Below are 24,352 nucleotides of genomic sequence, written 5' to 3' on the forward strand. Positions count from 1 at the left end.
ATTTGCCGCGCCCCCGGATCACGGAGGCGCGGCGACGGTTATTTACTTGGCCCGAGCGGCGATGACTTCGTCAGCGACGTTCTTGGGAGCCTCGGAGTAATGCTTGAATTCCATCGTGTACGTGGCACGACCTTGCGTCAGCGAGCGCAGGTTGGTGGCGTAACCGAACATCTCGGCCAGGGGAACCTCGGCCTTGATGGTCTTGCCGCCGCCGACCATGTCTTCCATGCCCTGCACCATACCGCGCCGCGAGGACAGGTCGCCCATGACGGTACCAGCGTAGTCTTCGGGCGTCTCGACTTCAACAGCCATCATGGGCTCAAGCAGCACGGGGCTGGCCTTGCGCATGCCTTCCTTGAAGGCCATCGAAGCAGCCATCTTGAAGGCGTTTTCGTTCGAGTCGACGTCGTGGTACGAACCGAAGAACAGCGTGGCCTTGACGTCAACGACCGGGTAGCCAGCCAGAATACCGGCCGGCAGCGTTTCCTGGATACCCTTGTCGACCGCGGGGATGTACTCGCGCGGCACCACGCCACCCTTGATGGCATCCACGAATTCGTAGCCACCGCCCGGCTCGAGCGGTTCGAGCTTGAGCACCACGTGACCGTACTGGCCACGGCCGCCCGACTGCTTGACGAACTTGCCTTCGACTTCTTCGCAGGTCTTGCGGATGGTTTCGCGGTAGGCCACTTGCGGCTTGCCGACGTTGGCTTCCACGCCGAATTCGCGCTTCATGCGATCGACCAGAATTTCCAGGTGCAGCTCGCCCATGCCCGAGATGATGGTCTGGCCGGATTCTTCGTCGCTGCGCACGCGGAACGACGGGTCTTCCTGGGCCAGGCGCGACAGGGCCAGGCCCATTTTTTCCTGGTCAGCCTTCGACTTGGGTTCGACGGCCTGCGAAATCACGGGCTCGGGGAACTCCATGCGCTCGAGCAGGATGTGCGAATCCACATCGCACAGCGTTTCGCCGGTGGTGACGTCTTTCAGGCCCACCACGGCGGCGATGTCGCCCGCCAGAACTTCCTTGATTTCTTCGCGGTTGTTGGCGTGCATCTGCAGCAGACGGCCCACGCGTTCCTTCTTGCCCTTGATGGGGTTGTAGACGGTGTCGCCCGACTTCAGGATGCCCGAATACACGCGCACGAACGTGAGCTGGCCCACGAAGGGGTCGCTCATCAGCTTGAACGCCAGTGCCGACATCTTTTCGCCGTCATCGGCTTTGCGCGAGATCTCGTTGCCTTCGTCATCCTGGCCGGCCACCGGCGGGATGTCGATCGGCGAGGGCAGGTAGTCGATGACCGCGTCGAGCATGCGCTGCACGCCCTTGTTCTTGAAGGCGGTACCGCACAGCATGGGCTGGATTTCGCCGGCGATGGTGCGCTGGCGGATCGCGGTGTTGATCTCGGCTTCGTCGAGCGAACCCGTTTCGAGGTACTTGTTCATCAGTTCCTCGGTGGATTCGGCGGCGGCCTCGACCAGCTTTTCACGCCATTCGTTGGCAGCGCCTTCGAGTTCGGCCGGGATGTCGACGTAATCGAACTTGGTGCCTTGGCTGGCTTCGTCCCAGATGATGGCTTTCATCTTGACCAGGTCGATGACGCCCTTGAAGGAGTCTTCGGCGCCGATCGGGATCACGATGGGCACGGGATTGGCGCGCAGGCGCGTCTTCAGTTGGTCGTAGACCTTGAAGAAGTTGGCGCCGGTGCGGTCCATCTTGTTGACGAAGGCCAGACGCGGCACGCCGTACTTGTTGGCTTGGCGCCACACGGTTTCGGACTGCGGCTGCACGCCGCCCACGGCGCAGTACACCATGCAGGCGCCGTCGAGCACGCGCATGGAACGCTCCACCTCGATGGTGAAGTCCACGTGTCCCGGGGTGTCGATGATGTTGATGCGGTGTTCGGGATAGTTGCCGGCCATGCCGCGCCAAAACGCCGTCGTAGCGGCCGACGTGATGGTAATGCCGCGCTCTTGCTCTTGCTCCATCCAGTCCATGGTGGCAGCGCCATCATGCACTTCGCCAATTTTGTGGTTGACGCCGGTATAGAACAGGATGCGTTCGGTCGTGGTGGTTTTCCCTGCATCGATGTGCGCAGAGATACCAATGTTGCGATAGCGCTCGATCGGGGTTTTGCGGGCCATGGTGGGTTGATCCTTAAATTACCAGCGGAAATGGCTGAAGGCCTTGTTGGCCTCGGCCATCTTGTGCGTGTCTTCGCGTTTCTTCATCGCGGCGCCGCGGCCTTCCGAGGCGTCGATCAGTTCGCCAGCCAGGCGCAGATCCATCGATTTTTCGCCGCGCTTCTTGGCGGCTTCGCGCAGCCAACGCATGGCCAAGGCCAGGCGGCGCACGGGGCGCACTTCAACCGGCACTTGGTAGTTGGCGCCGCCCACGCGGCGGCTTTTCACTTCGACGATCGGCTTGATGTTGTTGATCGCCAGGCTGAAGACTTCGATCGGCTCTTTGCCGGTCTTGGCCTGCACTTGCTCGAGCGCGCCGTAGACGATGCGCTCGGCGACGGCTTTCTTGCCGTCCAGCATGACGACGTTCATGAATTTGGCGAGCTCGACGCTGCCGAACTTGGGATCGGGCAGGATCTCGCGCTTGGGTACTTCGCGACGACGGGGCATGTTGCTTCCTTGTGTCAGTTCAGTTGAACCGCGCCAGGTGGCACGGCCATGGCCGCCCATCGGGACGGCCCCTTACGTACCACGCACGGCTTTTTCGAGAAGGCTGGCGTGGTCGCACTGTGGCCGCGCGGATGCGCGGCCGGGCACTGCAAAAACTACGGTTGAAGAGCCTATCAGGCCTTCTTCGGGCGCTTGGCGCCGTACTTCGAGCGAGCCTGCTTGCGGTCTTTCACGCCTTGCAGGTCGAGCGAGCCACGCACGATGTGGTAGCGCACACCCGGAAGGTCTTTCACACGACCGCCGCGCACCAGAACCACCGAGTGCTCTTGCAGGTTGTGGCCTTCGCCGCCGATATACGAAATGACTTCGTAGCCGTTGGTGAGGCGCACCTTGGCAACCTTACGCAGGGCGGAGTTCGGCTTCTTGGGGGTGGTGGTGTACACACGGGTGCACACGCCGCGACGCTGCGGGCAGTTTTCGAGCGCGGGGCTCTTGCTCTTGATGACGCTGACTTCGCGCGGCTTGCGCACGAGCTGGCTAATGGTAGGCATGACCTTTTAAATCCCTTTTACGTACCACTGGTAAGTACTTTGTGTACTCGTGTCCCTGGCGGCTGCCCTGACAAGGGGCCGGTACACCAGCGAGAGGCAGTTCACGCAAAACCGCCTCAAACGTTCCTTACGTAAAAGAGCGGGTCTTGCAGACAAAACGCACAAAGGCCAGCAGCCGACAGGCTTGGTCGATACGGGGGTTGAGCCCCCGCGGAGGGTTGGACCCCGCCCGCGCCCGTTTTGGCTGGCTTCTTTATGCGCAAATAACGCAGTAAGCCCGTCAGCATAACCCAGAACCCCAGGCATGTCAAAGCAGAAAACGGCGCGAAGGCTGGCGTCCCAAATGCCGTCGCGCGCCGGGGCGGAAGGAGGCGAAAGGGCAACAAGCCGCTCGGCCCGCTGCACGGTTGGGCAAAACTATTGCGCGAGGCTACTGATTGGCGAACAGATAACCGCTGCCGTACACCGTACGGATAGGCAGGATGACGCCGGCCACTTCGGCTTTGCGGCGCAGGCGGCTGACGATGACGTCGATGCTGCGCGCCCCCCCGCTGCGGCCGACATTGCTGTCTGCTTCGAGCTGCTGGTTGAGTTCGGCGCGGCCGACAGCCCGGCCAGCAACATCTAGTAACGTTCGCACGACCAAGCGCTCGTTGGCCGACAGCGAAATGGCCACCCCGGCTGGCGACACCAGGGTCCAGTTTTGGTCGCGCAACTCCCAGCGGCCGGCGTTTTCGGGGGCACTCTCGGCCTGTGCGATTTCTTCGGACGCGCGACCCGGCAGTCGGCGCGCCAACGCCAGCAGCACGCAAGCCAGTTCACGGCTATCGACCGGATCAGGCAGGCAGATATCGGCCCCGCTCTGCAGACAACGCAAACGGTTTTCAATACCGAGCCCGGCGCCGATGACGACGATACCCAACACGGGCGAGGCGCGCAGGCGCGACAGCAACGCATAACCGATTTCGCCGAGTTCTCCGATGTCGAGCACAACCGCGTCGTATTGGTCTTCGCCGAGCAGCTTAAACAGCTCGAGCGGCGTGCCGCATGCTTCTGCAGCGATGCCTGCCTGCAACATCGTCATGACCGAGTGTCCACGGACTGTTGCGTCGGGCACCATGATGAGTACTTTCAATTGCTTCATTGCATTGTCCCGGAAGCTATCACCAAGCGAGCAACGCCTTGTATTTCATGCGTTGTGCATAGCGACATATCTGAGACAGTGTGACTTCATCTTGCACGAAGTCGTAGTCAATCTTTGTCAACTTGACATTGCTTGACGTTCACAATGTTGCGGGATTCAAGAAGTGGCAACCGCGAGTTATTATCGCAGTGCAGTATCGCGTCGCGAGCCTCGCGCGAGGCTTTGAAAATCCGAGCGGCGAGCACTCTATTCAATTAAAGAATTCATTATGCAGATAGCCTCGCTGGAAGACGACCTTGACCAAGCCCGGCATATCAAACAGGTTTTGGATTCCGCCGGTTATACCTGCCACAGCTATCAACGCAGCCGCGATCTGCTGGCTGCCGTGCGCAACCAATCGTTCGATCTCATCATGCTCGATTGGCAATTGCCGGACATGGATGGCGACGAAGTGCTGCGGCGCCTGCGCAGCACACTCGGCATGCAGGTTCCCATTATTTTCCTGACCAGCCGCAGCCAGGAAATTGATCTGGTGCAGGGGCTGCATGCCGGCGCCGACGATTATGTCGTAAAGCCGTTGCGGTCGGCCGAATTGCTGGCGCGGATCGCGGCATTGCTACGCCGCAGCCAGGCGGCGCAACCCGACCATGCACCTTTTTCGGTGGCTGGGTATGACATCGATCCCACCGCGCGCACGATCGCGCTAAACGGCACGGCCATTGCGCTGGCACCCAAAGAATTCGAACTTGCGCAATTATTCTTTCGCAACGCAGGCCGTCTGCTGTCGCGTGACGTGCTGGCTGAAAGCGTATGGAGCCGCGAGATTCCCGCTACCTCACGCACACTGGACACGCATTTGTCCAATATTCGCCAGAAGCTGCAACTACGCCCCGAAAACGGCGTGCGTCTGGCATCCTCGTATGCCCTGGGCTATCGGCTTGAAATCGTGAACAGCGACACGGGCGCAGATAAGACATAACGCTGTTAATACTGGAGACTTCGTAAATGATCCTGCGTTTCGTGCGCAACGTCCTCTGTCTCGGCGCGGCTGTCGCCAGCCCGCTGGTGTCCGCGCAACCGGCGGGCACGCTTGGGGACGATTTCATCTATCGCGTACGCCAGGGGGATACGCTGATCCAACTGGCGGAAACATACACACGCAATGAAGCAAACTGGGGTGTACTGCAGCGCTTGAACGCCATCGACGATCCTTATCGCATGATGATCGGTAAGGAGCTGCGTATTCCTCTCGCCTTGATTCCCGAAGTGCCGGCGCAAACTACGGCGGTGCACGTCAGCGGCGCGGCCAGCATGGATGGCGCGCCGTTGCGCGAGGGCACCCCGGTAGCCGAAGGCGCAACTATCACAACGTCGGCCAACGGCTTTGTCACCCTGCGGTTGGCCGATGGCACCAAGGTCACGCTGCCGCAGAATGGGAGCACGCACCTGGAGCGGCTGCGGCAGTTCGAAGGCACCGCACTGACCGATTCGATCTTGCGCGTGCAGCGCGGCGCCGTCGACTCGCACGTGGCCCCCGACGGGCAAGGCGTGGGCCGCTTCGAAGTGCGTACGCCGGTGGCGGTGACTGGCGTGCGCGGCACCCGTTTCCGTGTGCAGGCCAGTGCGCAGGGATCTCGCAGCGAAGTCATAGAAGGCAGCGTGCGGCTGCAGCCGCATGCGCGAGACAGTGCGCCAGGCCGGCCGGTTGCCGTGGCCACGGGCTATGGGGCCTCGATCGGCGCCGACGGCGTGCTGTCCGGGGTGCGGCCGTTGCTGCCCGCGCCGCAGCTCGGCGCGCCGCAGCGGGCCGGCTCGGGCCAGTGGACCGCGTCTGTTTCGCCGGTGCCCGGCGCGGTGGCCTACCTGGTACAAGTATCGCGCGATGCCGATGGCCTCGAGTTGACCTCGTCCACTCGGTTCGACAGCACGGACATCCACTTTTCTGCGCCGGGAGCCGGCACCTACTATGTGGCGGTACGCGCCATTGACGCCACCGGCCTGGAAGGCCGCGATGGCCGCCTGACCTTCATGGGAGCCAACGTCCTCATGACCGCGTCGGGCCTGCCCGTCTCGCTGTCGGATAGCGGCGTCGTTACGCTGGCTGACTACTGAGCCTGGCTGCGTCCGTCATGGCCGACCGCCGCCGCACCTACCCACACTCGCGGCTGCTGCTGACCATCCTGTTGGCGGCCCTGACGGCCTTGCTGGGGTCGGTCAACGGCCTGGGGCGTATCGACCAGATAGTCTACGACCGCGCCGTCTCGGTGGCGCAACGGCCGGCGCCGGCCGACGTGGTGATCGTCGCGATCGACGACGCCTCGTTGGCCGGACTGGGCCGCTGGCCGTGGCCGCGCGCCATACATGCGGCCCTGCTCGACCACTTGGGTGGCGCGCGCGCCGTGGGGCTGGACATCATTTTTGCTGAGGCCGACCAGGACCGTCCCCAGGGCGACCGCGTCCTGGCCGAAGCCATACGCCGGCAAGGGCATGTCGTGCTGCCGGTAGTGCTGGATAATCTTGAACGGCCCACGCACGCGGACCTGCCCCTGGCGCCGCTGGCCGCCGCGGCCGCGGGCCTGGGTTACATCAATATTGATCTGGACGACGACGGTGTAGCGCGACGCGCCGTCTGGACGCGCGGACTGAATAATGACTCGTGGAGTCATTTTGCGCTGGCCATGCTGCGCACAGGCGGCCAGGAGGCCCAGGTGAGCAGCTTCCTGCAACAGGTGCCGTCCAGTGGGTCGCTTATTCCGTACGCGGGCCCGCCCGGCCATTTCCGGGTGGTGTCTTACCTTTCGGTACTGCGCGGCGACTTTTCCCCCTCGGCCTTCAAGAACAAGTACGTATTGGTGGGTGCCTGGGCAACGGGCATGGGTGATGTGTTCCCCGCACCGGTTTCGCATCGCTCAAGCGGTATTTCGGGCGTGGAAATCATGGGCAACTTGCTGCAGTCGGTCCGAGACGGCCGGGTGCTGCAGACCGCTCCCGCCTGGCAAACCGCGCTGGCCAGCGCCATTCCCGTGCTGCTGCTGTGCCTGGCGCTGCCCCGCCTGTCGCCGCGGCAGGCGATATTGTCCAGCGCGGCGTTGCTGGTGGCGATCATCGCCTTCGCCATCGCGACGCTGTACTGGACCGATACCTGGATGCCGCCAGCCGCCGCCCTGCTGGGGGTGGCGGCCTGCTATCCATTATGGAGCTGGCGCAGCCAGGAAGCGGCATTGCGCTACATGGAAGGCGAAATGGCGCGCCTGCGCAAAGAGTACCCCCCGGTGATGGGCGAAGCCGACCCGCTGGGCGGCCGCGTCAGCCGGTCGCTGGACCAGCACATTGATGAGCTGGACCACACGCTGAGCCGGGTGCGCAACCTGCGGCGGTTCCTGCTCGATGGCCTGGATGGTATGCCCGACGCGACGTTGGTTATCGACCAGGTCGGCAGGCTGCAATTCCGCAATCGCCCAGCCGTGATGTACTTCCTGAACCTCAGCATCCGGCCGCCACGCATTGGCCAGGCGCTGGCGCCCGTACTGGAACAGGCGTTCGGAGACCCATCGACCCGCCAGCTGGTGCGGCAAGCGCTGCGCGCGCCGGCCAATGAAGATGATACCCAAGGCGCCGCCCCACCGCGGGCCAATATCGAAGTGCGCGATCGCGCTGGCCAGGACCTGCTGCTTCGATGCGCGCAGGTCCGCACCGCGCAAGGCGTGCGTGCCGGGCTGGTGGTGACCTTGAGCGACATCACGATGATTCGCCAGGCAGAGCGCCAGCGCGAAGAAACCTTGCGCTTTATCTCGCACGATATGCGGGCCCCGCAGAATTCGATTCTGGCATTAGTGGCCCTGAACCAGTCGGACACCGGCAACAGCCCGCCCAGCGAGGCGCTGTCGCGTATTGCCCACTTGGCCAACCGGACCTTGCTGCTGGTAGACGAGTTCATCCAGCTCACTCGCGCCGAGTCCATGGATATCGCCCATGCCAAGCTGGATCTTGCCGATCTGCTGCGCGAGGCGGCCGATGAGTTCTGGGCGGCCGCCCAACGGCGGAAAATCACGCTGGACGTGCACGCGCCGACAACGCCGGCGCTCGCCTACGGCGACCAGACGCTGATCATGCGCGCCATCTGCAATCTGCTGGACAACGCCATCAAGTACAGCCCGGACGGCAGCCGGATACAGCTGCGCGTACGGGCCGCGGCGGAAATGTGGGATGTCGAGATCGAAGATGCCGGACCCGGCATTGCGCCGCAAGACCAGCAGCGCCTGTTCCAGCCCTTTTTCCGCACCGGCGAGGCGCGCCGTTCCAGCACCGGAGGCGCCGGCCTGGGACTTGCGTTCGTGCGCGCCGTGGCGTTGCGCCACGGCGGCGAGATTACCGTACACAGCGAGCGCGGCTCGGGTACGCGGTTTACCTTGCGTCTGCCGATCGCCCTGGACGACGATGCCTACGATGCATGAGCGCCATATCCCACAAAAAGCGCCGGCTCAGCGGAATATATGGGTAATCATGGCGGGCTTGCCCGGCTTGACTTCCAGGGTGGTCCGATACGGCGGCTGTGCCGTATTGCGGATGGTCACCGAATAGCGGCCCGGTGCCAGGCGCAAGGTTTTCAGGGGCGGCGTCACCCCCCGCGAGACGCCATTGACCACGATTTCACCCCACGGGCGCACATTGATACTGACCCGCACAGGGGCCGGCGGAGCCGCCGGCGAGGCGCCGTCCGGGTCCGAAGGCTCTGTCGGGGCGGCATCCGGCGCTTGCCCAGCCAACTGTGCCACCGCGCCGGTGTCGTCGTCAGGGTAGCCTGTCTGCCATTCGGCCTGGGGCACAGCGGCGACGGGTGCGGTGGAGGAGGGTCCGGGCGCAGGCGCAGGTGCGGGCGACGTGAAAACCGGCACCTCGGCTGGAGTTGGCGCCTGCGCGACCGCCGACTCAGAGTGAGTAATTACTCCATCGGGAGTCGCCGTAAGCCGGCCCCACCAATACGCAGACACCGCCAGCGTGGCGATGCCCAGCAGAATCGCCTGCGCAATAGACCGGAAGCTACCACGCCGCGGCGCACTCGACGCTTCGGCAGCAGGTGTGGGTTCGGGCAGTTCTGTAGCCAAAGGCTCCGGCTGCGAGGGCCATACCGGTGGCGGCAACGCGAGCAACTGGGCGAAGTCCTGTACGGTCTGAGGCCGGTCGGCCGGCATGATCGCCAGGCCGGCGTCAATGGCAGCCAGAAAGCTCGCGTCGTACTTCGCCAGCCCCTGCGCGGTCAGCGGCCGATAGGTCTCGCTAACACGCCGTTCTGAGGCCGCAGGCGGCCGCTGGCCGGCGACCAGCGAATAGGCGACGGCGCTCAAGGCGTAGATGTCTGTCCAGGGCCCGCGCGGCCATTCCGCCGCCTCGGTATACAGTTCGAACGGCACATACCCCGGCGTGAGCGCTGGTGCCTCGCCAGGACGGGAATAGCCAGACAGCGCCATCAGGTGGGCCCGCCCGGACTCGTCCAACCCTACGGAATGAACCGAGATATCGCCGCAGATGCGCCCTTCGCGGTGCAGGTCGTCAAGCACCGGGATGAGTTCCGCAATGAGGCGTTGAATGCGCGCCTGCGGCACCCCACCCGCGGCGGTGGCCGCAATGGCGCTGAGTGGACGGTGAGCAAGAGGCGCGGCACCTGCAAAGGGCCCGCGCGGCGACGAAAAGCCCGCGGAGGAAAACATGGCCAAAATAAGCTGGAATGAGCAGTAGATTATTGCGCCTGCATGACGGCGCTCGATTCTGGCGCAGGCGCGATGCAGAGTTTACTGGAGTTACTTTTAATAACTTAACCTATCAGTAAGACGCATAATTACTGCGGCGCAGCATGCGCTATTGGCGCTTACAACGGATATTATCCGAGCATCCTGTCCTACTTCATTTCATAATGGCTACGCCAGGAACAGGATGTGACTCTTATTCTTCCACAGGCACAGGCTCAACCGCTCATGAAGACTCGCGCTTTCTTGCCCTCTTTGCTTTGCCTTCTGGCCTTCCTTGGCGGCTGCGCCGGGATGGGGTCCGGCTTTGAAGGCCCGCCCTCGCAAGCAGCCCAGGATACGATGGCCCAGGTTCGGCAACAGTATGCCGCCGGCCAGTACGGCACGGTCATCCGCACCGTCGCCACCTCAGGCGATATCGCCTCGGCGCCGAAGTCGATGCGCATCGAGGCCTATAAGCTGCAGGCCTTCAGCTACTGCGTACGCAACTATGCGCAACTGTGCGAAGACACCTTTGTACGGATTTTGCAATTGGATTCAGGGTTCACGCTGGCGCCCAACGAGGCCGGCCACCCGCAATGGGGCCCCGTGTTCAAGGCCGCCCAGGCGCGCGCGGGCAGCTGATGCGCCGGGCCGGCAGGCCCATCCCGCATAAGAAAAAACGGCCGCTGATTGCTCAGCGGCCGTTTTGCATAGGGCCTGCCCGTACTACAGGCAGGCCCTCGCCGGGACATGGAGGTACCGCTTATTCGGCGGAACCCTCCTGGCCGGCGTCGGACTGGGGCGCATCGGCGTCCACGGTAACCGGCGCATCCTCGAACGGGTTCGCCAATTGCCGTGCCGCTTCGCGCTCGGCGGCCTCGAGGGCTTCTTTGTCCTTGCGCGCCATGTGATAGGCCAGGCCGGTACCCGCCGGAATCAGGCGGCCGACGATGACGTTTTCCTTCAGCCCACGCAGGTCGTCGCGCTTGCCCATGATAGCGGCTTCGGTCAGGACACGCGTGGTTTCCTGGAACGAGGCAGCCGAGATGAACGAATCGGTCGACAGCGAAGCCTTCGTGATACCCAACAGCACGTTGTCGTACGTAGCGGGACGCTTGCCTTCGGCAGTGACACGGTCGTTTTCGTTCAACAGCTCGGAACGCTCGACCTGCTCGCCCGGGATGAACTCGGTATCGCCCGCGTCAACGATGTTCACACGGCGCAGCATCTGGCGAACAATCACTTCGATGTGCTTGTCGTTGATCTTCACGCCCTGCAGACGATAGACGTCCTGGACTTCGTCGACGATGTAGGTCGCCAGCTTCTCGATGCCCTGCAGGCGCAGGATATCGTGCGGGTCGGCCGGGCCGTCGACGATCATTTCGCCCTTGTTCACCACCTGGCCGTCGTGCACCAGCACCTGCTTTTCCTTGGGAATCAGGAACTCGTGGCTGACGCCTTCCAGGTCGGTAATGACCAGGCGCTGTTTGCCCTTGGTGTCCTTGCCGAACGACACGGTGCCGGTAACGTCGGCCAGCATGCCGGCGTCCTTCGGCGAGCGCGCTTCGAACAGCTCGGCCACGCGCGGCAGACCGCCGGTAATGTCGCGGGTCTTTTGCGATTCTTGCGGAATACGCGCCAGCACTTCACCCACCGCCACTTGCTGACCATCGCGCACGGTGATCAGCGCGCCCACCGGGAACGAGATATTCACCGAGTGATCGGTGCCGGCGATCTTGACGTCTTCGCCGTTCTCGTTGACCAGTTTGATCTGCGGACGCGTAACGGTCTTGCCGCTGCGGGTCTTGGGGGTGATCACGACCAGGGTCGACAGACCGGTGATCTCGTCGAGCTGCTTGGCGACGGTGACGCCTTCTTCGATGTTCTCGAAGCGCACCGCGCCGCCGTACTCGGACACGATCGGACGAGTCAGCGGATCCCACGTTGCCAGGCGGGTGCCGGCCTTGACGGCTTCGCCGTCGCCGACCAGCACAGTAGCGCCGTACGGGATCTTGTGACGTTCGCGCTCACGACCGTTGTCGTCGAAGATCGCCAGTTCGCCCGAACGCGAGATCGCCACGCGTTCGCCCTTGGCGTTGGTGACATACCGCATCGTGCTGGCAAAGCCCACCTTACCGGTCGACTTGGTTTCGACCGCGCTGGCCAGGGCCGAACGCGATGCCGCGCCACCGATGTGGAACGTACGCATGGTGAGCTGCGTGCCGGGTTCGCCGATGGACTGGGCGGCAATGACGCCGACAGCTTCGCCGACGTTGACGTGCGAGCCGCGGCCGAGGTCGCGGCCATAGCAGTGCGCGCACAGGCCATGACGGGTTTCGCAAGTAAGGGGCGTGCGCACCTTCACTTCGTCGACGCCGATGCGGTCGATCAGGTCGACCAGGTCTTCGTCGAGCAGCGTGCCGGCGGCAATGGCCGTTTCCTGCGTGTCGGGATCGACCACGTCGATGGCAGCCACACGGCCCAGAATGCGGTCGCGCAGCGGCTCGATGACTTCACCGCCTTCGACCAGCGCCTTCATGGCGTAGCCCTGGGTGGTGCCGCAATCGTCTTCGGTAATGACCAGGTCTTGCGTCACGTCGACCAGACGGCGGGTCAGGTAACCCGAGTTCGCCGTCTTCAGCGCGGTGTCGGCCAAGCCCTTGCGCGCGCCGTGGGTCGAAATGAAGTACTGCAGAACGTTCAGGCCTTCGCGGAAGTTCGCGGTAATGGGCGTCTCGATGATGGAGCCGTCAGGCTTGGCCATCAGGCCGCGCATGCCGGCCAGCTGGCGGATCTGGGCCGCGGAACCGCGGGCGCCGGAGTCGGCCATCATGTAGATCGAGTTGAACGATTCCTGGCGCACTTCTTCGCCATGGCGGTTGACCACGGGTTCCGTGGCCAGTTGCTCCATCATGGCTTTGCCGACCTTGTCGCTGGCCTTGCCCCAGATGTCGACCACATTGTTGTAGCGCTCTTGCGAGGTGACCAGACCCGACGAGTACTGCTTGTCGATTTCCTTCACTTCGCGGCTGGCCTCGGCCAGGATGCCTTCCTTGGCCTTGGGAATCAGCATGTCGCCCATGGCGATCGAGATGCCACCGCGGGTGGCCAGGCGGAAGCCCGACTGCATCAGCTTGTCGGCGAAGATCACCGTGTCGCGCAAGCCGCAACGGCGGAACGACTGGTTAATCAGGCGCGAGATTTCCTTCTTCTTCAGCGCCTTGTTCAGCACCGTGAAGGGCAGGCCCTTGGGCAGGATTTCCGACAGCAGCGCGCGGCCGACCGTGGTTTCGTGACGGCGCAGCACCGGCTGGAATTCGCCGTTGTCGTCGCGCTCGTACTCGGTCAGACGCACCGTGATGCGCGACTGCAGCTCGACTTCGCCGTTGTCATAGGCACGCTGCACTTCGGCCACGTCGGTGAAGAAAATGCCTTCGCCCTTGCCGTTGATGCGTTCGCGCGTCGTGTAGTACAGGCCGAGCACGATGTCCTGCGACGGCACGATGGACGGTTCGCCGTTGGCCGGGAACAGCACGTTGTTCGAGGCCAGCATCAGGGTGCGCGCTTCCAGCTGCGCTTCCAGCGACAGCGGCACGTGCACGGCCATCTGGTCGCCGTCGAAGTCGGCGTTGAACGCCGCGCAGACCAGCGGGTGCAGTTGGATGGCCTTGCCTTCGATCAGCACCGGCTCGAACGCCTGGATGCCCAGGCGGTGCAGCGTGGGCGCCCGGTTCAGCATGACCGGGTGTTCGCGGATGACTTCTTCCAGAATGTCCCACACCACCGGTTCCTGGCTTTCGACCAGCTTCTTGGCGGCCTTGATGGTGGTGGCCAGGCCCATCATTTCAAGACGGTTGAAGATGAAGGGCTTGAACAGTTCCAGCGCCATCAGCTTGGGCAGGCCGCACTGGTGCAGCTTGAGTTGCGGGCCCACCACGATGACCGAACGGCCGGAGTAGTCGACGCGCTTGCCCAGCAGGTTCTGGCGGAAGCGGCCGCTCTTACCTTTGATCATGTCGGCCAGCGACTTCAGCTGGCGCTTGTTGGCGCCCGTCATGGCCTTGCCGCGGCGGCCGTTGTCGAGCAGCGAGTCGACGGCTTCCTGCAGCATGCGCTTTTCGTTGCGCAGAATGATTTCCGGCGCCTTGAGTTCGAGCAGGCGCTTCAACCGGTTGTTGCGGTTGATGACGCGGCGGTACAGGTCGTTAAGGTCGGACGTGGCAAAGCGGCCGCCATCGAGCGGCACCAGCGGACGCAGGTCCGGCGGCAGCACGGGCAGCACTTCCATGACCATCCATTCGGCCTTGATGCCCGACTTCTGGAAGCCTTCCAGCACCTTCAGGCGCTTGGAGATTTTCTTGATCTTGGCTTCGGAGCTGGTGGCCTTGAGCTCGCCGCGCAGCGTTTCCACTTCGCGGTCGATGTCGATGGTGCGCAGCAGTTCGCGCACGGCTTCGGCACCCATCAGGGCGCGGAAGTCGTCACCGTACTCTTCGGTCTTGGCCAGGAAGTCGTCGTCGGACATGATCTGGCCGCGCTTGAGCGGCGTCATGCCGGGCTCGATGACGCACCAGGCTTCGAAATACAGCACGCGTTCGATGTCGCGCAGCGTCATGTCGAGCACCATGCCCAGGCGCGACGGCAGGCTCTTCAGGAACCAGATGTGCGCAACCGGGCTGGCCAGCTCGATGTGGCCCATGCGCTCGCGGCGCACCTTGGCCACCGTGACTTCGACGCCGCACTTCTCGCAGATCACGCCACGATGCTTCAGGCGCTTGTATTTTCCGCAAAGGCATTCGTAGTCTTTGATCGGGCCAAAGATCTTCGAGCAGAACAGGCCATCGCGTTCGGGCTTGAACGTACGATAGTTGATGGTTTCGGGCTTGCGGACTTCGCCGTAAGACCACGAACGAATTTTCTCGGGCGAGGCGATGCCGATCTTGATGGCATCGAACTGCTCGTCTTGCGAGACTTGCTTGAAGAGGTCGAGTAGCGCTTTCATTAGTTACGCTCCAGATCCATGTCGAGGGCCAACGAGCGGATTTCCTTGACCAGCACGTTGAACGATTCCGGCATGCCGGCATCGATGACGTGATCGCCCTTGACGATGTTTTCGTAAACCTTGGTGCGGCCGGTGATGTCGTCGGACTTCACCGTCAGCATTTCCTGCAGGGTGTAGGCGGCGCCGTAAGCTTCCAGCGCCCACACTTCCATTTCGCCGAAACGCTGGCCGCCGAACTGCGCCTTGCCGCCCAGCGGTTGCTGGGTCACCAGCGAGTACGGCCCGGTGGAACGCGCGTGCATCTTGTCGTCGACCAAGTGGTGCAGCTTCAGGTAGTGCATGTAGCCGACCGTGACCGGGCGCTCGAATTTCTCGCCGGTGCGGCCGTCGAACAGCCATGCCTGGGTGCGCGAATCGGTAAGCTGCATGCGCTTGGCGACTTCGTCGGGGTACGCCAGCTCGAGCATCTTGCCGATTTCTTCCTCGGTGGCGCCGTCGAACACCGGCGTCGCGAACGGCACGCCGTTCTTGAGGTTCTGCGCCAGCTCCATGACTTCGTCGTCGGTCAGGGTGTCGATCTGCTCGCCAGTGCCGGTGGTGTTGTACACCTTGTCCAGGTAGGCGCGCACGTTCTTCACCTGTGCCGTGCGTTCGTCGCGCAGCATGTCGGCGATGCGATGGCCCACGCCCTTGGCGGCCCAGCCCAGGTGAACTTCGAGCACCTGGCCGACGTTCATCCGTGAAGGCACGCCCAGCGGGTTCAGGACGATGTCGGCAGGCGTGCCGTCGGCCATGTGAGGCATGTCTTCGACCGGAGTGATGCGCGAGACAACGCCCTTGTTGCCGTGGCGGCCGGCCATCTTGTCGCCAGGCTGCAGGCGGCGCTTGACGGCCAGGTACACCTTGATCATCTTGAGCACGCCCGGGGGCAGCTCATCGCCCTGCGTGAGCTTCTTGCGCTTTTCTTCGAACGCCAGGTCGAACTGATGGCGCTTCTGCTCGAGCGATTCCTTGGCCTGCTCCAGCACCACGGCGTGAGGCTCGTCGGCCAGGCGGATGTCGAACCACTGCCAGCGGTCGAGGTCAGCCAGGTACGCCTTGGTAATGGTGGCGCCCTTGGCCAGCTTGCGCGGGCCGCCGTTGACGGTCTTGCCGATCAGCAGCTTCTCGATACGGTCGAACTGGTCGTTCTCGACGATGCGCAGCTGGTCGTTCAGGTCTTGGCGATAGCGGCGCAGTTCGTCGTCGATGATGGACTGAGCGCGCTTGTCGCGCACGATGCCTTCGCGCGTGAACACTTGCACGTCGATGACGGTGCCCACCATGCCCGAGGGCACGCGCAGCGACGTGTCTTTGACGTCGGAGGCCTTCTCGCCGAAGATGGCGCGCAGCAGTTTTTCTTCCGGCGTCAGCTGGGTTTCGCCCTTGGGCGTAACCTTGCCGACCAGCACGTCGTCGGCAGTGACTTCGGCGCCAATGTAGACGATGCCCGAGTCATCCAGGCGATTGAGCTGGGTTTCGGCCAGGTTGCTGATGTCGCGGGTGATTTCCTCGGGTCCGAGCTTGGTGTCGCGTGCAACGACCGTCAGTTCCTCGATGTGGATCGAGGTGTAGCGGTCGTCGGCCACGACTTTTTCCGAGATCAGGATCGAGTCTTCGAAGTTGTAGCCGTTCCAGGGCATGAACGCGATCAGCATGTTCTGCCCCAGCGCCAGCTCGCCCAGGTCGGTGGACGCGCCATCGGCCAGCACATCGCCCTTGGCGACCTTGTCGCCACGCTTGACGATGGGACGCTGGTTGATGTTGGTGTTCTGGTTGGAACGGGTGTACTTGATCAGGTTGTAGATGTCGACGCCCACTTCGCCGGCGACGTTTTCATCGTCGTTGACGCGGATAACGACACGCTCGGCGTCGACGTGGTCGACCACGCCGCCACGCAGCGCCTGCACGGTAGTGCCCGAGTCGACCGCGACAGTGCGCTCGACGCCGGTGCCCACCACGGGCTTTTCAGGACGCAGGCAAGGCACGGCCTGGCGCTGCATGTTGGCACCCATCAGCGCCCGGTTCGCGTCGTCGTGCTCGAGGAACGGGATCAGCGACGCCGCCACCGAGACGATCTGCGACGGAGCCACGTCCATGTAGTGCACGTTGGCCGGCGCGGTCAGCATGGTTTCGCCAGCTTCGCGGCAAGCCACCAGGTCGTCGACGAAACGGCCTTCGTCATCGAGCGCGGCGTTGGCCTGCGCGATGACGTAGTTGCTTTCTTCGATGGCCGAAAGGTAGTCGATCTGGTCGCTGACCTTGCCGTCGATGATTTTGCGGTAAGGCGTTTCCAGGAAGCCGTACTCGTTCAGGCGTGCGTACAGCGCCATGGAGTTGATCAGACCGATGTTCGGGCCTTCCGGCGTTTCGATCGGGCAGACGCGGCCATAGTGCGTGGGATGCACGTCGCGCACTTCGAAGCCGGCGCGTTCGCGCGTCAGGCCACCCGGGCCCAGTGCGGAAACACGACGCTTGTGCGTGATTTCCGACAGCGGGTTGGTCTGGTCCATGAACTGCGACAGCTGGCTCGAACCGAAGAACTCCTTGATGGCAGCCGAGATCGGCTTGGAGTTGATCAGGTCGTGCGGCATCAGGTTTTCGGTCTCGGCCTGACCCAGACGTTCTTTCACGGCGCGCTCGACGCGCACCAGGCCTGCGCGGAACTGGTTCTCGGCCAGTTCGCCCACGCAGCGCACGCGGCGGTTGCCCAGGTGATCGATATCGTCGATCTGGCCACGGCCGTTGCGCAGCTCGACCAGCACCTTGATGGTTTCAAGGATGTCTTCGTTGGTGAGCGTCATGGGGCCGGTGATGTCTTCACCACGGCCCAGGCGGCTGTTGACCTTCATGCGGCCCACGCGCGACAGGTCGTACGTTTCTTCGCTGTAGAACAGGCGCTGGAACAGGGCCTCGACGGCGTCTTCGGTAGGCGGCTCGCCGGGGCGCATCATGCGATAAATGGCCACGCGCGCGGCCATCTGGTCGGCGGTCTCGTCGGTGCGCAGCGTTTGCGAGATGTACGGGCCACGATCCAGGTCGTTGGTGTACAGCGTCTGGATGTCGCGCACGTTGGCCGCGCGCAGGGCGCTCAGGACGCTTTCGGTGATCTCGTCATTGGCATGCGCCACCACTTCGCCGGTGTCGGGATCGACGATGTTCTTGGCCAGCACGCGGCCATACAGGAACTCTTCGGGCACCGAGACGCGCTGAATGTTGGCATTGGCCATGTCGCGCAGATGCTTGGCATTGATGCGCTTGTCTTTCTCGACAATGACGTTGCCGTCACGGCCGGTGATGTCGAAGCGGGCCATCTCGCCCTTCCAGCGCTCGGGCACGAATTCAATCATGCCGCCTTCGCTCTTGAGCTCGAAGTTGTCGAAGTCGAAGAAGTGCGCCAGGATGGACTCCGGCGTCATGCCGATGGCCTTCAGCAGGATCGTCACGGGCATCTTGCGACGACGGTCGACGCGGAAGAACAGCACGTCTTTCGGATCGAACTCGAAGTCCAGCCACGAGCCGCGGTAGGGAATCACGCGGGCCGAGAACAGCAGCTTGCCGGAACTGTGGGTCTTGCCGCGGTCGTGCTCGAAGAACACGCCGGGCGAACGGTGCAGCTGAGACACGATAACGCGCTCAGTACCGTTGATCACGAACGAACCGGTGCCCGTCATGAGCGGAATTTCGCCCATGTAGACTTCCTGTTCTTTCACTTCCTTGATGGTCGGCTTGCTGACTTCGCGGTCGAGCAGCACCAGGCGCACTTTGGCGCGCAGCGGCGATGCGTAGGTCAGGCCACGTTGCTGGCATTCCTTGACATCGAACACCGGCTCGCCCAGCACGTAGCTGACGAACTCCAAGCGCGCCATTCCGTTATGGCTGACAATCGGGAAAATCGACGAAAACGCCGCCTGCAGGCCTTCGCTGGCGCGATCGGACGGGGGAGTATCCGCCTGCAGAAAAGTTAGGTAGGATTGAAGCTGAGTCGCCAGCAGGAAGGGAACGTCTTGAACGTCTTCACGCTTGGCGAAGCTTTTGCGGATGCGCTTTTTTTCGGTGTACGAGTAAGGCATGAGCACTCCGACTCGAGGTTGCATGGGCCGTCAACCACGGCCCCAGGTGATACGACTCCAGAAAACCCCTCTGCAAAGGGCACCCCGGCAGTAGGGGTTTCCTGGAAACGCAAAAGCCCGGGGACGGCAAACTGCGCTGTCCCCGGGCAGTTGACGCAAGGTCTTACTTGACTTCGACCTTGGCGCCAGCTTCTTCCAGCTTCTTCTTGGCGGCTTCGGCGTCAGCCTTGGCGATGCCTTCCTTGACGGGCTTCGGCGCGCCGTCGACCAGGTCCTTGGCTTCCTTCAGACCCAGGCCGGTCAGTTCGCGCACGGCCTTGATGACGCTCACCTTGTTGGCGCCGGCTTCAGCCAGCACCACGGTGAATTCGGTCTGCTCTTCAGCAGCGGCAGCACCGCCACCAGCAGCGGGGGCAGCCACGGCCACAGCGGCGGCAGCAGCCGACACGCCAAATTTCTCTTCCATTTCCTTGATCAGCTCGGACAGCTCGAGCACGGTCATGCCAGCGATGGCGTCAAGGATTTCAGCTTTGCTAAGTGCCATTTTTCAGAACTCCAGAATTGGATAAATGCCAGGTTGGGTGTCGCTCGGTCGTTCAGCGAATTCCACGGGTGGAGGCTTACGCCGCCGCCTTCTGATCGCGCACGGCAGCCAGGCCGCGGGCGAACTTGGTGGGAACTTCGTTGAGCGTACGCACGAATTGCGCGATGGGGGCTTGCATGGTGCCCAGCAGTTTCGACAGCAACTCTTCGCGCGAGGGCATGGTGGCCAGGGCCTTCACGCCTTCTTGGTTCAACAGGTTATTGGGCAGCGAGCCCGCCTTGATGACCAGCTTGTCGTTGCTTTTTGCGAAACCTGCGAGGACCTTGGCCGCCGAAACCGGATCTTCGCTGATGCCATAGATCAGCGGACCGGTCAGTTGCTCGGACAGCGGCTCGAAAGCCGTGCCGGCAACCGCACGACGGGCCAGCGTGTTCTTCAGAACACGGAGGTACACGCCCGATTCACGCGCAGTTTTGCGCAGTACGGTGACAGAGGCGACGTCCAGACCACGATACTCGGCGATAACAATCGATTGCGCCTTGGCAACAGCTGCCGAGACTTCTTCGATCACCACCGCTTTCTCTTGACGATTGAGACTCACGGTTTGAACACTCCATCAAAAGACGCCTGGGGCCTTGCGGCCTTGCGCGTCAACCGAATGCGGCGCCTGGTTGAGTTCTTCGGGTAAAGAAATCTTCCTGGGGACGCCGTCTACGCTGGATTCGGACTGTGCCAGCTCCGGGATTAAGCGGGGCGCCGGCGATACGGCTGCCGATGCCCTGCTCCAGCGGTCTTTGACAGCAGCATCCGGAAATCCGGATGCGGCCCAAAGTTCGTTAATGCTCGCGGCCGATCAGTTGGCCGAAAGCGAAGCTACTTCGATGCGCGCGCCGCCGCCCATGGTGGACGAGACGGCCAGCTTGCGCAGGTAAATGCCCTTGGCGGCAGCGGGACGGGCCTTTTGCAGGGCGTCGACCAGCGCGGCCAGGTTGGTTTGCAGCTGTTCCACGCCGAACGAGGCGCGGCCGATGGTGGCGTGAATGATGCCGGCCTTGTCGGTGCGGTACTGAACCTGACCGGCCTTGGCGTTCTTCACGGCGGTAGCAACGTCGGGCGTGACGGTGCCGACCTTGGGGTTCGGCATCAGGCCACGGGGACCCAGCACCTGACCCAGGGCGCCCACGACACGCATCGTGTCAGGCGAGGCGATGACCACGTCGAAGTCGATCTGGCCACCCTTGATGCGCTCGGCCAGGTCGTCCAGGCCGACGATGTCGGCGCCGGCGGCACGCGCGGCTTCAGCCTTGTCGCCTTGGGCGAACACGGCGACGCGAACGCTCTTGCCGGTGCCGGCGGGCAGGACCACGGAACCACGAACCAGTTGGTCGGATTTCTTGGGGTCGATGCCCAGCTGCACGGCCACGTCGATGGATTCATCGAACTTGGCGGTAGCGGTTTCCTTGACCAGCGTCAGGGCTTCCGACACGGGATACAGCTTCGTGCGGTCGATTTTCTTGGCGATGGCGGCGGCGCGCTTGGACAGTTTTGCCATGATCAGATCCCCTCAACCGTGATGCCCATGCTGCGGGCGCTGCCAGCGATCGTGCGAACGGCGGCTTCCAGATCGGCCGCGGTCAGATCGGGTTCTTTGGTCTTGGCGATTTCCTCGGCCTGGGCGCGCGTGAGCGTGCCGACCTTGTCGGTATGCGGCTTGGCCGAACCCTTCTGGACGCCGGCGGCCTTCTTGATGAGGACCGTCGCGGGCGGGGTCTTCATGATGAAGGTGAAGCTCTTGTCGGCGAAGGCCGTGATCACCACCGGAATCGGCAGACCGGGCTCCATGCCCTGGGTCTTGGCGTTGAACGCCTTGCAGAATTCCATGATGTTCAGGCCACGCTGACCCAGCGCCGGGCCAATCGGGGGGGAGGGGTTTGCCTTACCAGCCGGTACTTGCAGCTTGATAAAGCCGACGATCTTCTTCGCCATGCTTTGCTCCTTGCGGGTTCAAACGCTCGCCGCGCTGTGCGGCGGGCTCCCCGGGGTTGAAAATCAGGTCTTTTCGACCTGGCTGAAATCGAGCTCGACGGGGGTGGCGCGACCAAAAATGGTGACCGACACACGCACCTTGCTCTTTTCGTAATTGACTTCTTCGACGTTGCCGTTGAAGTCTGCAAACGGACCTTCTTTCACACGCACCATCTCGCCCACTTCGAACAGGATCTTGGGGCGGGGTTTCTCGACCCCCTCTTCCATCTGGGAGAGGATCTTCTCGACTTCTTTTTCGGAAATCGGGGTGGGGCGGTTGCCCGAGCCACCCAGGAAGCCGGTGACGCGGTTGGTGTTCTTGACCAGATGCCAGGTTTCGTCGGTGAGATCCATCTCGACCAGGACGTAACCCGGGAAAATGCGGCGCTCACTGATGGACTTCTGGCCGCCCTTCATTTCGACGACTTCTTCCGAAGGCACCAGGATGCGGCCGAACGACGTCTGCAGGCCCGCGCGCTCGATGCGCTCGTTCAAGGCCTTGTGGACGCTTTTTTCCATGCCCGAGTACACATGGACGACATACCAGCGTTTACTCATTCGGCGTCCTTATTTCCAGCCCAGCAGCAGGCCGTAGAGTATCCATTCGATGCCCTTGTCGAGCACCCACATCAGCAGGCCCATGATCGCAACGAAGGCGAACACGATGCCCGTCATCTGGGTGGTTTCCTTGCGGGTGGGCCAGGAAACCCGCTTGGCTTCGTTGTACGATTCGTTGGCGAAGCTCAGGGTGCGGCGGCCGGGCTCGCTGAACCAGGCAATCAGGGCGGCAATGACCAGCCCGCCGACGAACACGCCGACGCGGGCGGCCATGGGTTGGGCGCTGAGCATCGAAAAGCCCACGATGCCAGCAATGACAACAAGCACAGCCAACCCGAGCTTGATCCGGTCGGCGGTGCTGGTTACGGTTTCTACGCTGGTATTAGACATTTTGCGACGCGAGCCGACCTAAACTGCACGGCTTGCGGTGATCTCCCGGCGAATTTAAGTGCGAGCGGGGTTGACAACGAACTGGGCCTGGTTGGCCATGACCTTGGCCGCCATATCGACCATGCCGGCCCTGGATATTTTGGCCACTAATGTGGCAGGGGCAGTAGGAATCGAACCTACAACCTTCGGTTTTGGAGACCGACGCTCTGCCAATTGAGCTATACCCCTAAAACGCTTGCAAGCGATGCATGGTGACTTGCGGAACCATACATAGTACTACTTTTTTGACAAACATGGGAAGCGGGCCCGAAAAGGGCCGGCTTCCCGTGCAAAGTGCCTGACTTAAGCGATGATTTTGGCGACGACGCCGGCGCCGACGGTGCGGCCGCCTTCACGGATGGCGAAGCGCAGGCCTTCTTCCATGGCGATCGGCGCCAGCAGCTTGACCGTCATCGACACGTTGTCGCCCGGCAGCACCATTTCCTTGTCCTTGGGCAGCTCGATCGAGCCCGTCACGTCCGTCGTGCGGAAGTAGAACTGCGGACGATACCCGTTGAAGAACGGCGTATGACGACCGCCTTCTTCCTTGGACAGAATGTACACCTCGGCCGTGAACTCCGTGTGCGGCGTGATCGAACCCGGCTTGGCCAGCACCTGGCCACGCTCGACGTCTTCACGCTTGGTGCCGCGCAGCAGAATCCCCACGTTGTCGCCCGCCTGACCTTGGTCCAGCAGCTTGCGGAACATTTCCACGCCCGTGCAGGTCGTCTTCACCGTCGGCTTGATGCCCACGATTTCGATTTCCTCGCCCACCTTGATGATCCCGCGCTCGACGCGGCCCGTCACCACCGTGCCACGACCCGAGATCGAGAACACGTCTTCGACCGGCATCAGGAACGCACCGTCGACCGCGCGCTCAGGCGTCGGGATGTACGTGTCCAGCGCTTCGGCCAGCTTCAGAATCGCCTGCTCGCCCAGCTCGCCCTTGTCGCCTTCGAGCGCCAGCTTGGCCGAACCCTTCACGATCGGCGTGTCGTCGCCCGGGAAGTCGTACTTCGACAGCAGCTCGCGAACTTCCATTTCCACCAGCTCGAGCAGCTCCGCGTCATCGACCATGTCCGCCTTGTTCAGGAACACGATGATGTACGGCACGCCAACCTGGCGGCTCAGCAGAATGTGCTCGCGCGTCTGCGGCATCGGGCCGTCCGCGGCCGACACCACCAGGATCGCGCCGTCCATCTGCGCCGCGCCCGTGATCATGTTCTTCACATAGTCAGCGTGCCCCGGGCAGTCAACGTGCGCATAGTGACGGCTTTCCGTCTCGTATTCCACGTGCGCCGTGTTGATCGTGATGCCGCGCGCCTTCTCTTCCGGCGCCGCGTCGATCTGGTCGTAGCCACGGGCTTCCCCGCCGAACTTCGTCGACAGCACCGTCGTGATCGCCGCCGTCAACGTCGTTTTGCCGTGGTCAACGTGACCAATCGTACCCACGTTCACGTGCGGCTTGGTACGTTCAAACTTGCCTTTTGCCATGGCTGACTCCTGACCTGGATTGAAGCTTCTGACTAAGAAGAGAACAAAAAAAAGTGGTGCCCATGACGCGGATCGAACGCGTGACCTCTCCCTTACCAAGGGAGTGCTCTACCACTGAGCCACATGGGCAAAT

18 protein-coding genes and 2 tRNA genes are annotated in these 24,352 nt (G+C 62.8%); 4 read left to right on the forward strand and 16 right to left on the reverse strand.

The features are described 5' to 3' along the window. Positions 1-42: 42 nt before the first annotated feature. From fusA to BPET_RS25075, 4 genes are all read right to left on the reverse strand, one after another. A complete protein-coding gene (gene fusA, locus BPET_RS25060; protein ID WP_012251772.1) occupies positions 43-2,145 on the reverse strand; it encodes an elongation factor G in 2,103 nt (700 codons plus the stop codon). 18 nt (positions 2,146-2,163) lie between these two features. Further along, positions 2,164-2,634 carry a 30S ribosomal protein S7 gene (gene rpsG, locus BPET_RS25065; protein WP_012251773.1) on the reverse strand — a complete coding sequence of 157 codons (471 nt, stop codon included), beginning with the start codon at positions 2,632-2,634 and terminating at the stop codon, positions 2,164-2,166. A 173-nt stretch (positions 2,635-2,807) separates the two neighbouring features. Beyond that, on the reverse strand, positions 2,808-3,185 hold the full coding sequence (gene rpsL, locus BPET_RS25070; protein WP_012251774.1) for a 30S ribosomal protein S12: 378 nt from the start codon (positions 3,183-3,185) through the stop codon (positions 2,808-2,810). A 430-nt stretch (positions 3,186-3,615) separates the two neighbouring features. After that, entirely contained in the window at positions 3,616-4,329 is a 714-nt protein-coding gene (locus tag BPET_RS25075; protein ID WP_012251775.1) for a response regulator transcription factor, read from the reverse strand. 268 nt (positions 4,330-4,597) lie between these two features. Between BPET_RS25075 and BPET_RS25080 the strand changes: the two genes are divergently transcribed. The 3 genes from BPET_RS25080 to BPET_RS25090 are packed head-to-tail and all read left to right on the forward strand — an operon-like array spanning position 4,598 to position 8,783. Further along, the gene (locus BPET_RS25080) at positions 4,598-5,308 is read left to right on the forward strand and encodes a response regulator transcription factor (RefSeq protein ID WP_012251776.1); all 711 of its coding nucleotides are present in this window, start codon (positions 4,598-4,600) and stop codon (positions 5,306-5,308) included. A 26-nt stretch (positions 5,309-5,334) separates the two neighbouring features. Next, positions 5,335-6,441, forward strand: a complete 1,107-nt coding sequence (locus tag BPET_RS25085) for a FecR domain-containing protein (protein WP_012251777.1) — start codon at positions 5,335-5,337, stop codon at positions 6,439-6,441. 17 nt (positions 6,442-6,458) lie between these two features. Beyond that, the gene (locus BPET_RS25090; RefSeq protein ID WP_012251778.1) at positions 6,459-8,783 is read left to right on the forward strand and encodes a CHASE2 domain-containing protein; all 2,325 of its coding nucleotides are present in this window, start codon (positions 6,459-6,461) and stop codon (positions 8,781-8,783) included. A 27-nt stretch (positions 8,784-8,810) separates the two neighbouring features. On the opposite strand, the gene BPET_RS25095 is transcribed toward BPET_RS25090, so the two are convergent. Beyond that, entirely contained in the window at positions 8,811-10,037 is a 1,227-nt protein-coding gene (locus BPET_RS25095; RefSeq protein ID WP_012251779.1) for a serine/threonine-protein kinase, read from the reverse strand. A 264-nt stretch (positions 10,038-10,301) separates the two neighbouring features. On the opposite strand from BPET_RS25095, the gene BPET_RS25100 reads away from it, so the two are divergent. Further along, complete coding sequence (locus BPET_RS25100; protein ID WP_041863312.1) at positions 10,302-10,697, forward strand: TssQ family T6SS-associated lipoprotein; 396 nt, start codon at positions 10,302-10,304, stop codon at positions 10,695-10,697. A 121-nt stretch (positions 10,698-10,818) separates the two neighbouring features. Here BPET_RS25100 and rpoC read toward each other — a convergent pair whose 3' ends face one another. From rpoC to BPET_RS25155, 11 genes are all read right to left on the reverse strand, one after another. Beyond that, positions 10,819-15,057 (reverse strand): DNA-directed RNA polymerase subunit beta', encoded by a 4,239-nt coding sequence (rpoC, locus tag BPET_RS25105; RefSeq protein WP_012251781.1) that lies wholly within the window; start codon positions 15,055-15,057, stop codon positions 10,819-10,821. Further along, complete coding sequence (rpoB, locus tag BPET_RS25110; RefSeq protein ID WP_012251782.1) at positions 15,057-19,169, reverse strand: DNA-directed RNA polymerase subunit beta; 4,113 nt, start codon at positions 19,167-19,169, stop codon at positions 15,057-15,059. The genes rpoC and rpoB overlap by 1 nt, the downstream gene beginning before the upstream one ends. A 163-nt stretch (positions 19,170-19,332) precedes the next feature. After that, positions 19,333-19,713, reverse strand: coding sequence for a 50S ribosomal protein L7/L12 (rplL, locus tag BPET_RS25115; protein WP_012251783.1), 381 nt, complete (start codon positions 19,711-19,713; stop codon positions 19,333-19,335). 76 nt (positions 19,714-19,789) lie between these two features. Continuing rightward, the gene (gene rplJ / locus BPET_RS25120) at positions 19,790-20,314 is read right to left on the reverse strand and encodes a 50S ribosomal protein L10 (protein WP_012251784.1); all 525 of its coding nucleotides are present in this window, start codon (positions 20,312-20,314) and stop codon (positions 19,790-19,792) included. 252 nt (positions 20,315-20,566) lie between these two features. Further along, complete coding sequence (gene rplA, locus BPET_RS25125) at positions 20,567-21,265, reverse strand: 50S ribosomal protein L1 (protein WP_012251785.1); 699 nt, start codon at positions 21,263-21,265, stop codon at positions 20,567-20,569. 2 nt (positions 21,266-21,267) lie between these two features. Further along, on the reverse strand, positions 21,268-21,699 hold the full coding sequence (gene rplK / locus BPET_RS25130; protein WP_012251786.1) for a 50S ribosomal protein L11: 432 nt from the start codon (positions 21,697-21,699) through the stop codon (positions 21,268-21,270). Positions 21,700-21,762: 63 nt separating this feature from the next. Beyond that, complete coding sequence (gene nusG / locus BPET_RS25135) at positions 21,763-22,296, reverse strand: transcription termination/antitermination protein NusG (RefSeq protein ID WP_012251787.1); 534 nt, start codon at positions 22,294-22,296, stop codon at positions 21,763-21,765. A gap of 9 nt (positions 22,297-22,305) precedes the next feature. Then, positions 22,306-22,686 carry a preprotein translocase subunit SecE gene (gene secE, locus BPET_RS25140; protein ID WP_012251788.1) on the reverse strand — a complete coding sequence of 127 codons (381 nt, stop codon included), beginning with the start codon at positions 22,684-22,686 and terminating at the stop codon, positions 22,306-22,308. Positions 22,687-22,838: 152 nt separating this feature from the next. After that, positions 22,839-22,914, reverse strand: a tRNA-Trp gene (locus BPET_RS25145). A 114-nt stretch (positions 22,915-23,028) separates the two neighbouring features. Continuing rightward, a complete protein-coding gene (gene tuf / locus BPET_RS25150; protein ID WP_012251771.1) occupies positions 23,029-24,219 on the reverse strand; it encodes an elongation factor Tu in 1,191 nt (396 codons plus the stop codon). Positions 24,220-24,273: 54 nt separating this feature from the next. Beyond that, positions 24,274-24,348 (reverse strand) — tRNA-Thr (locus BPET_RS25155). Positions 24,349-24,352 lie beyond the last annotated feature (4 nt).

It is taken from the genome of Bordetella petrii, assembly GCF_000067205.1.
Classification (GTDB): Bacteria; Pseudomonadota; Gammaproteobacteria; order Burkholderiales; family Burkholderiaceae_B; genus Bordetella_A; species Bordetella_A petrii.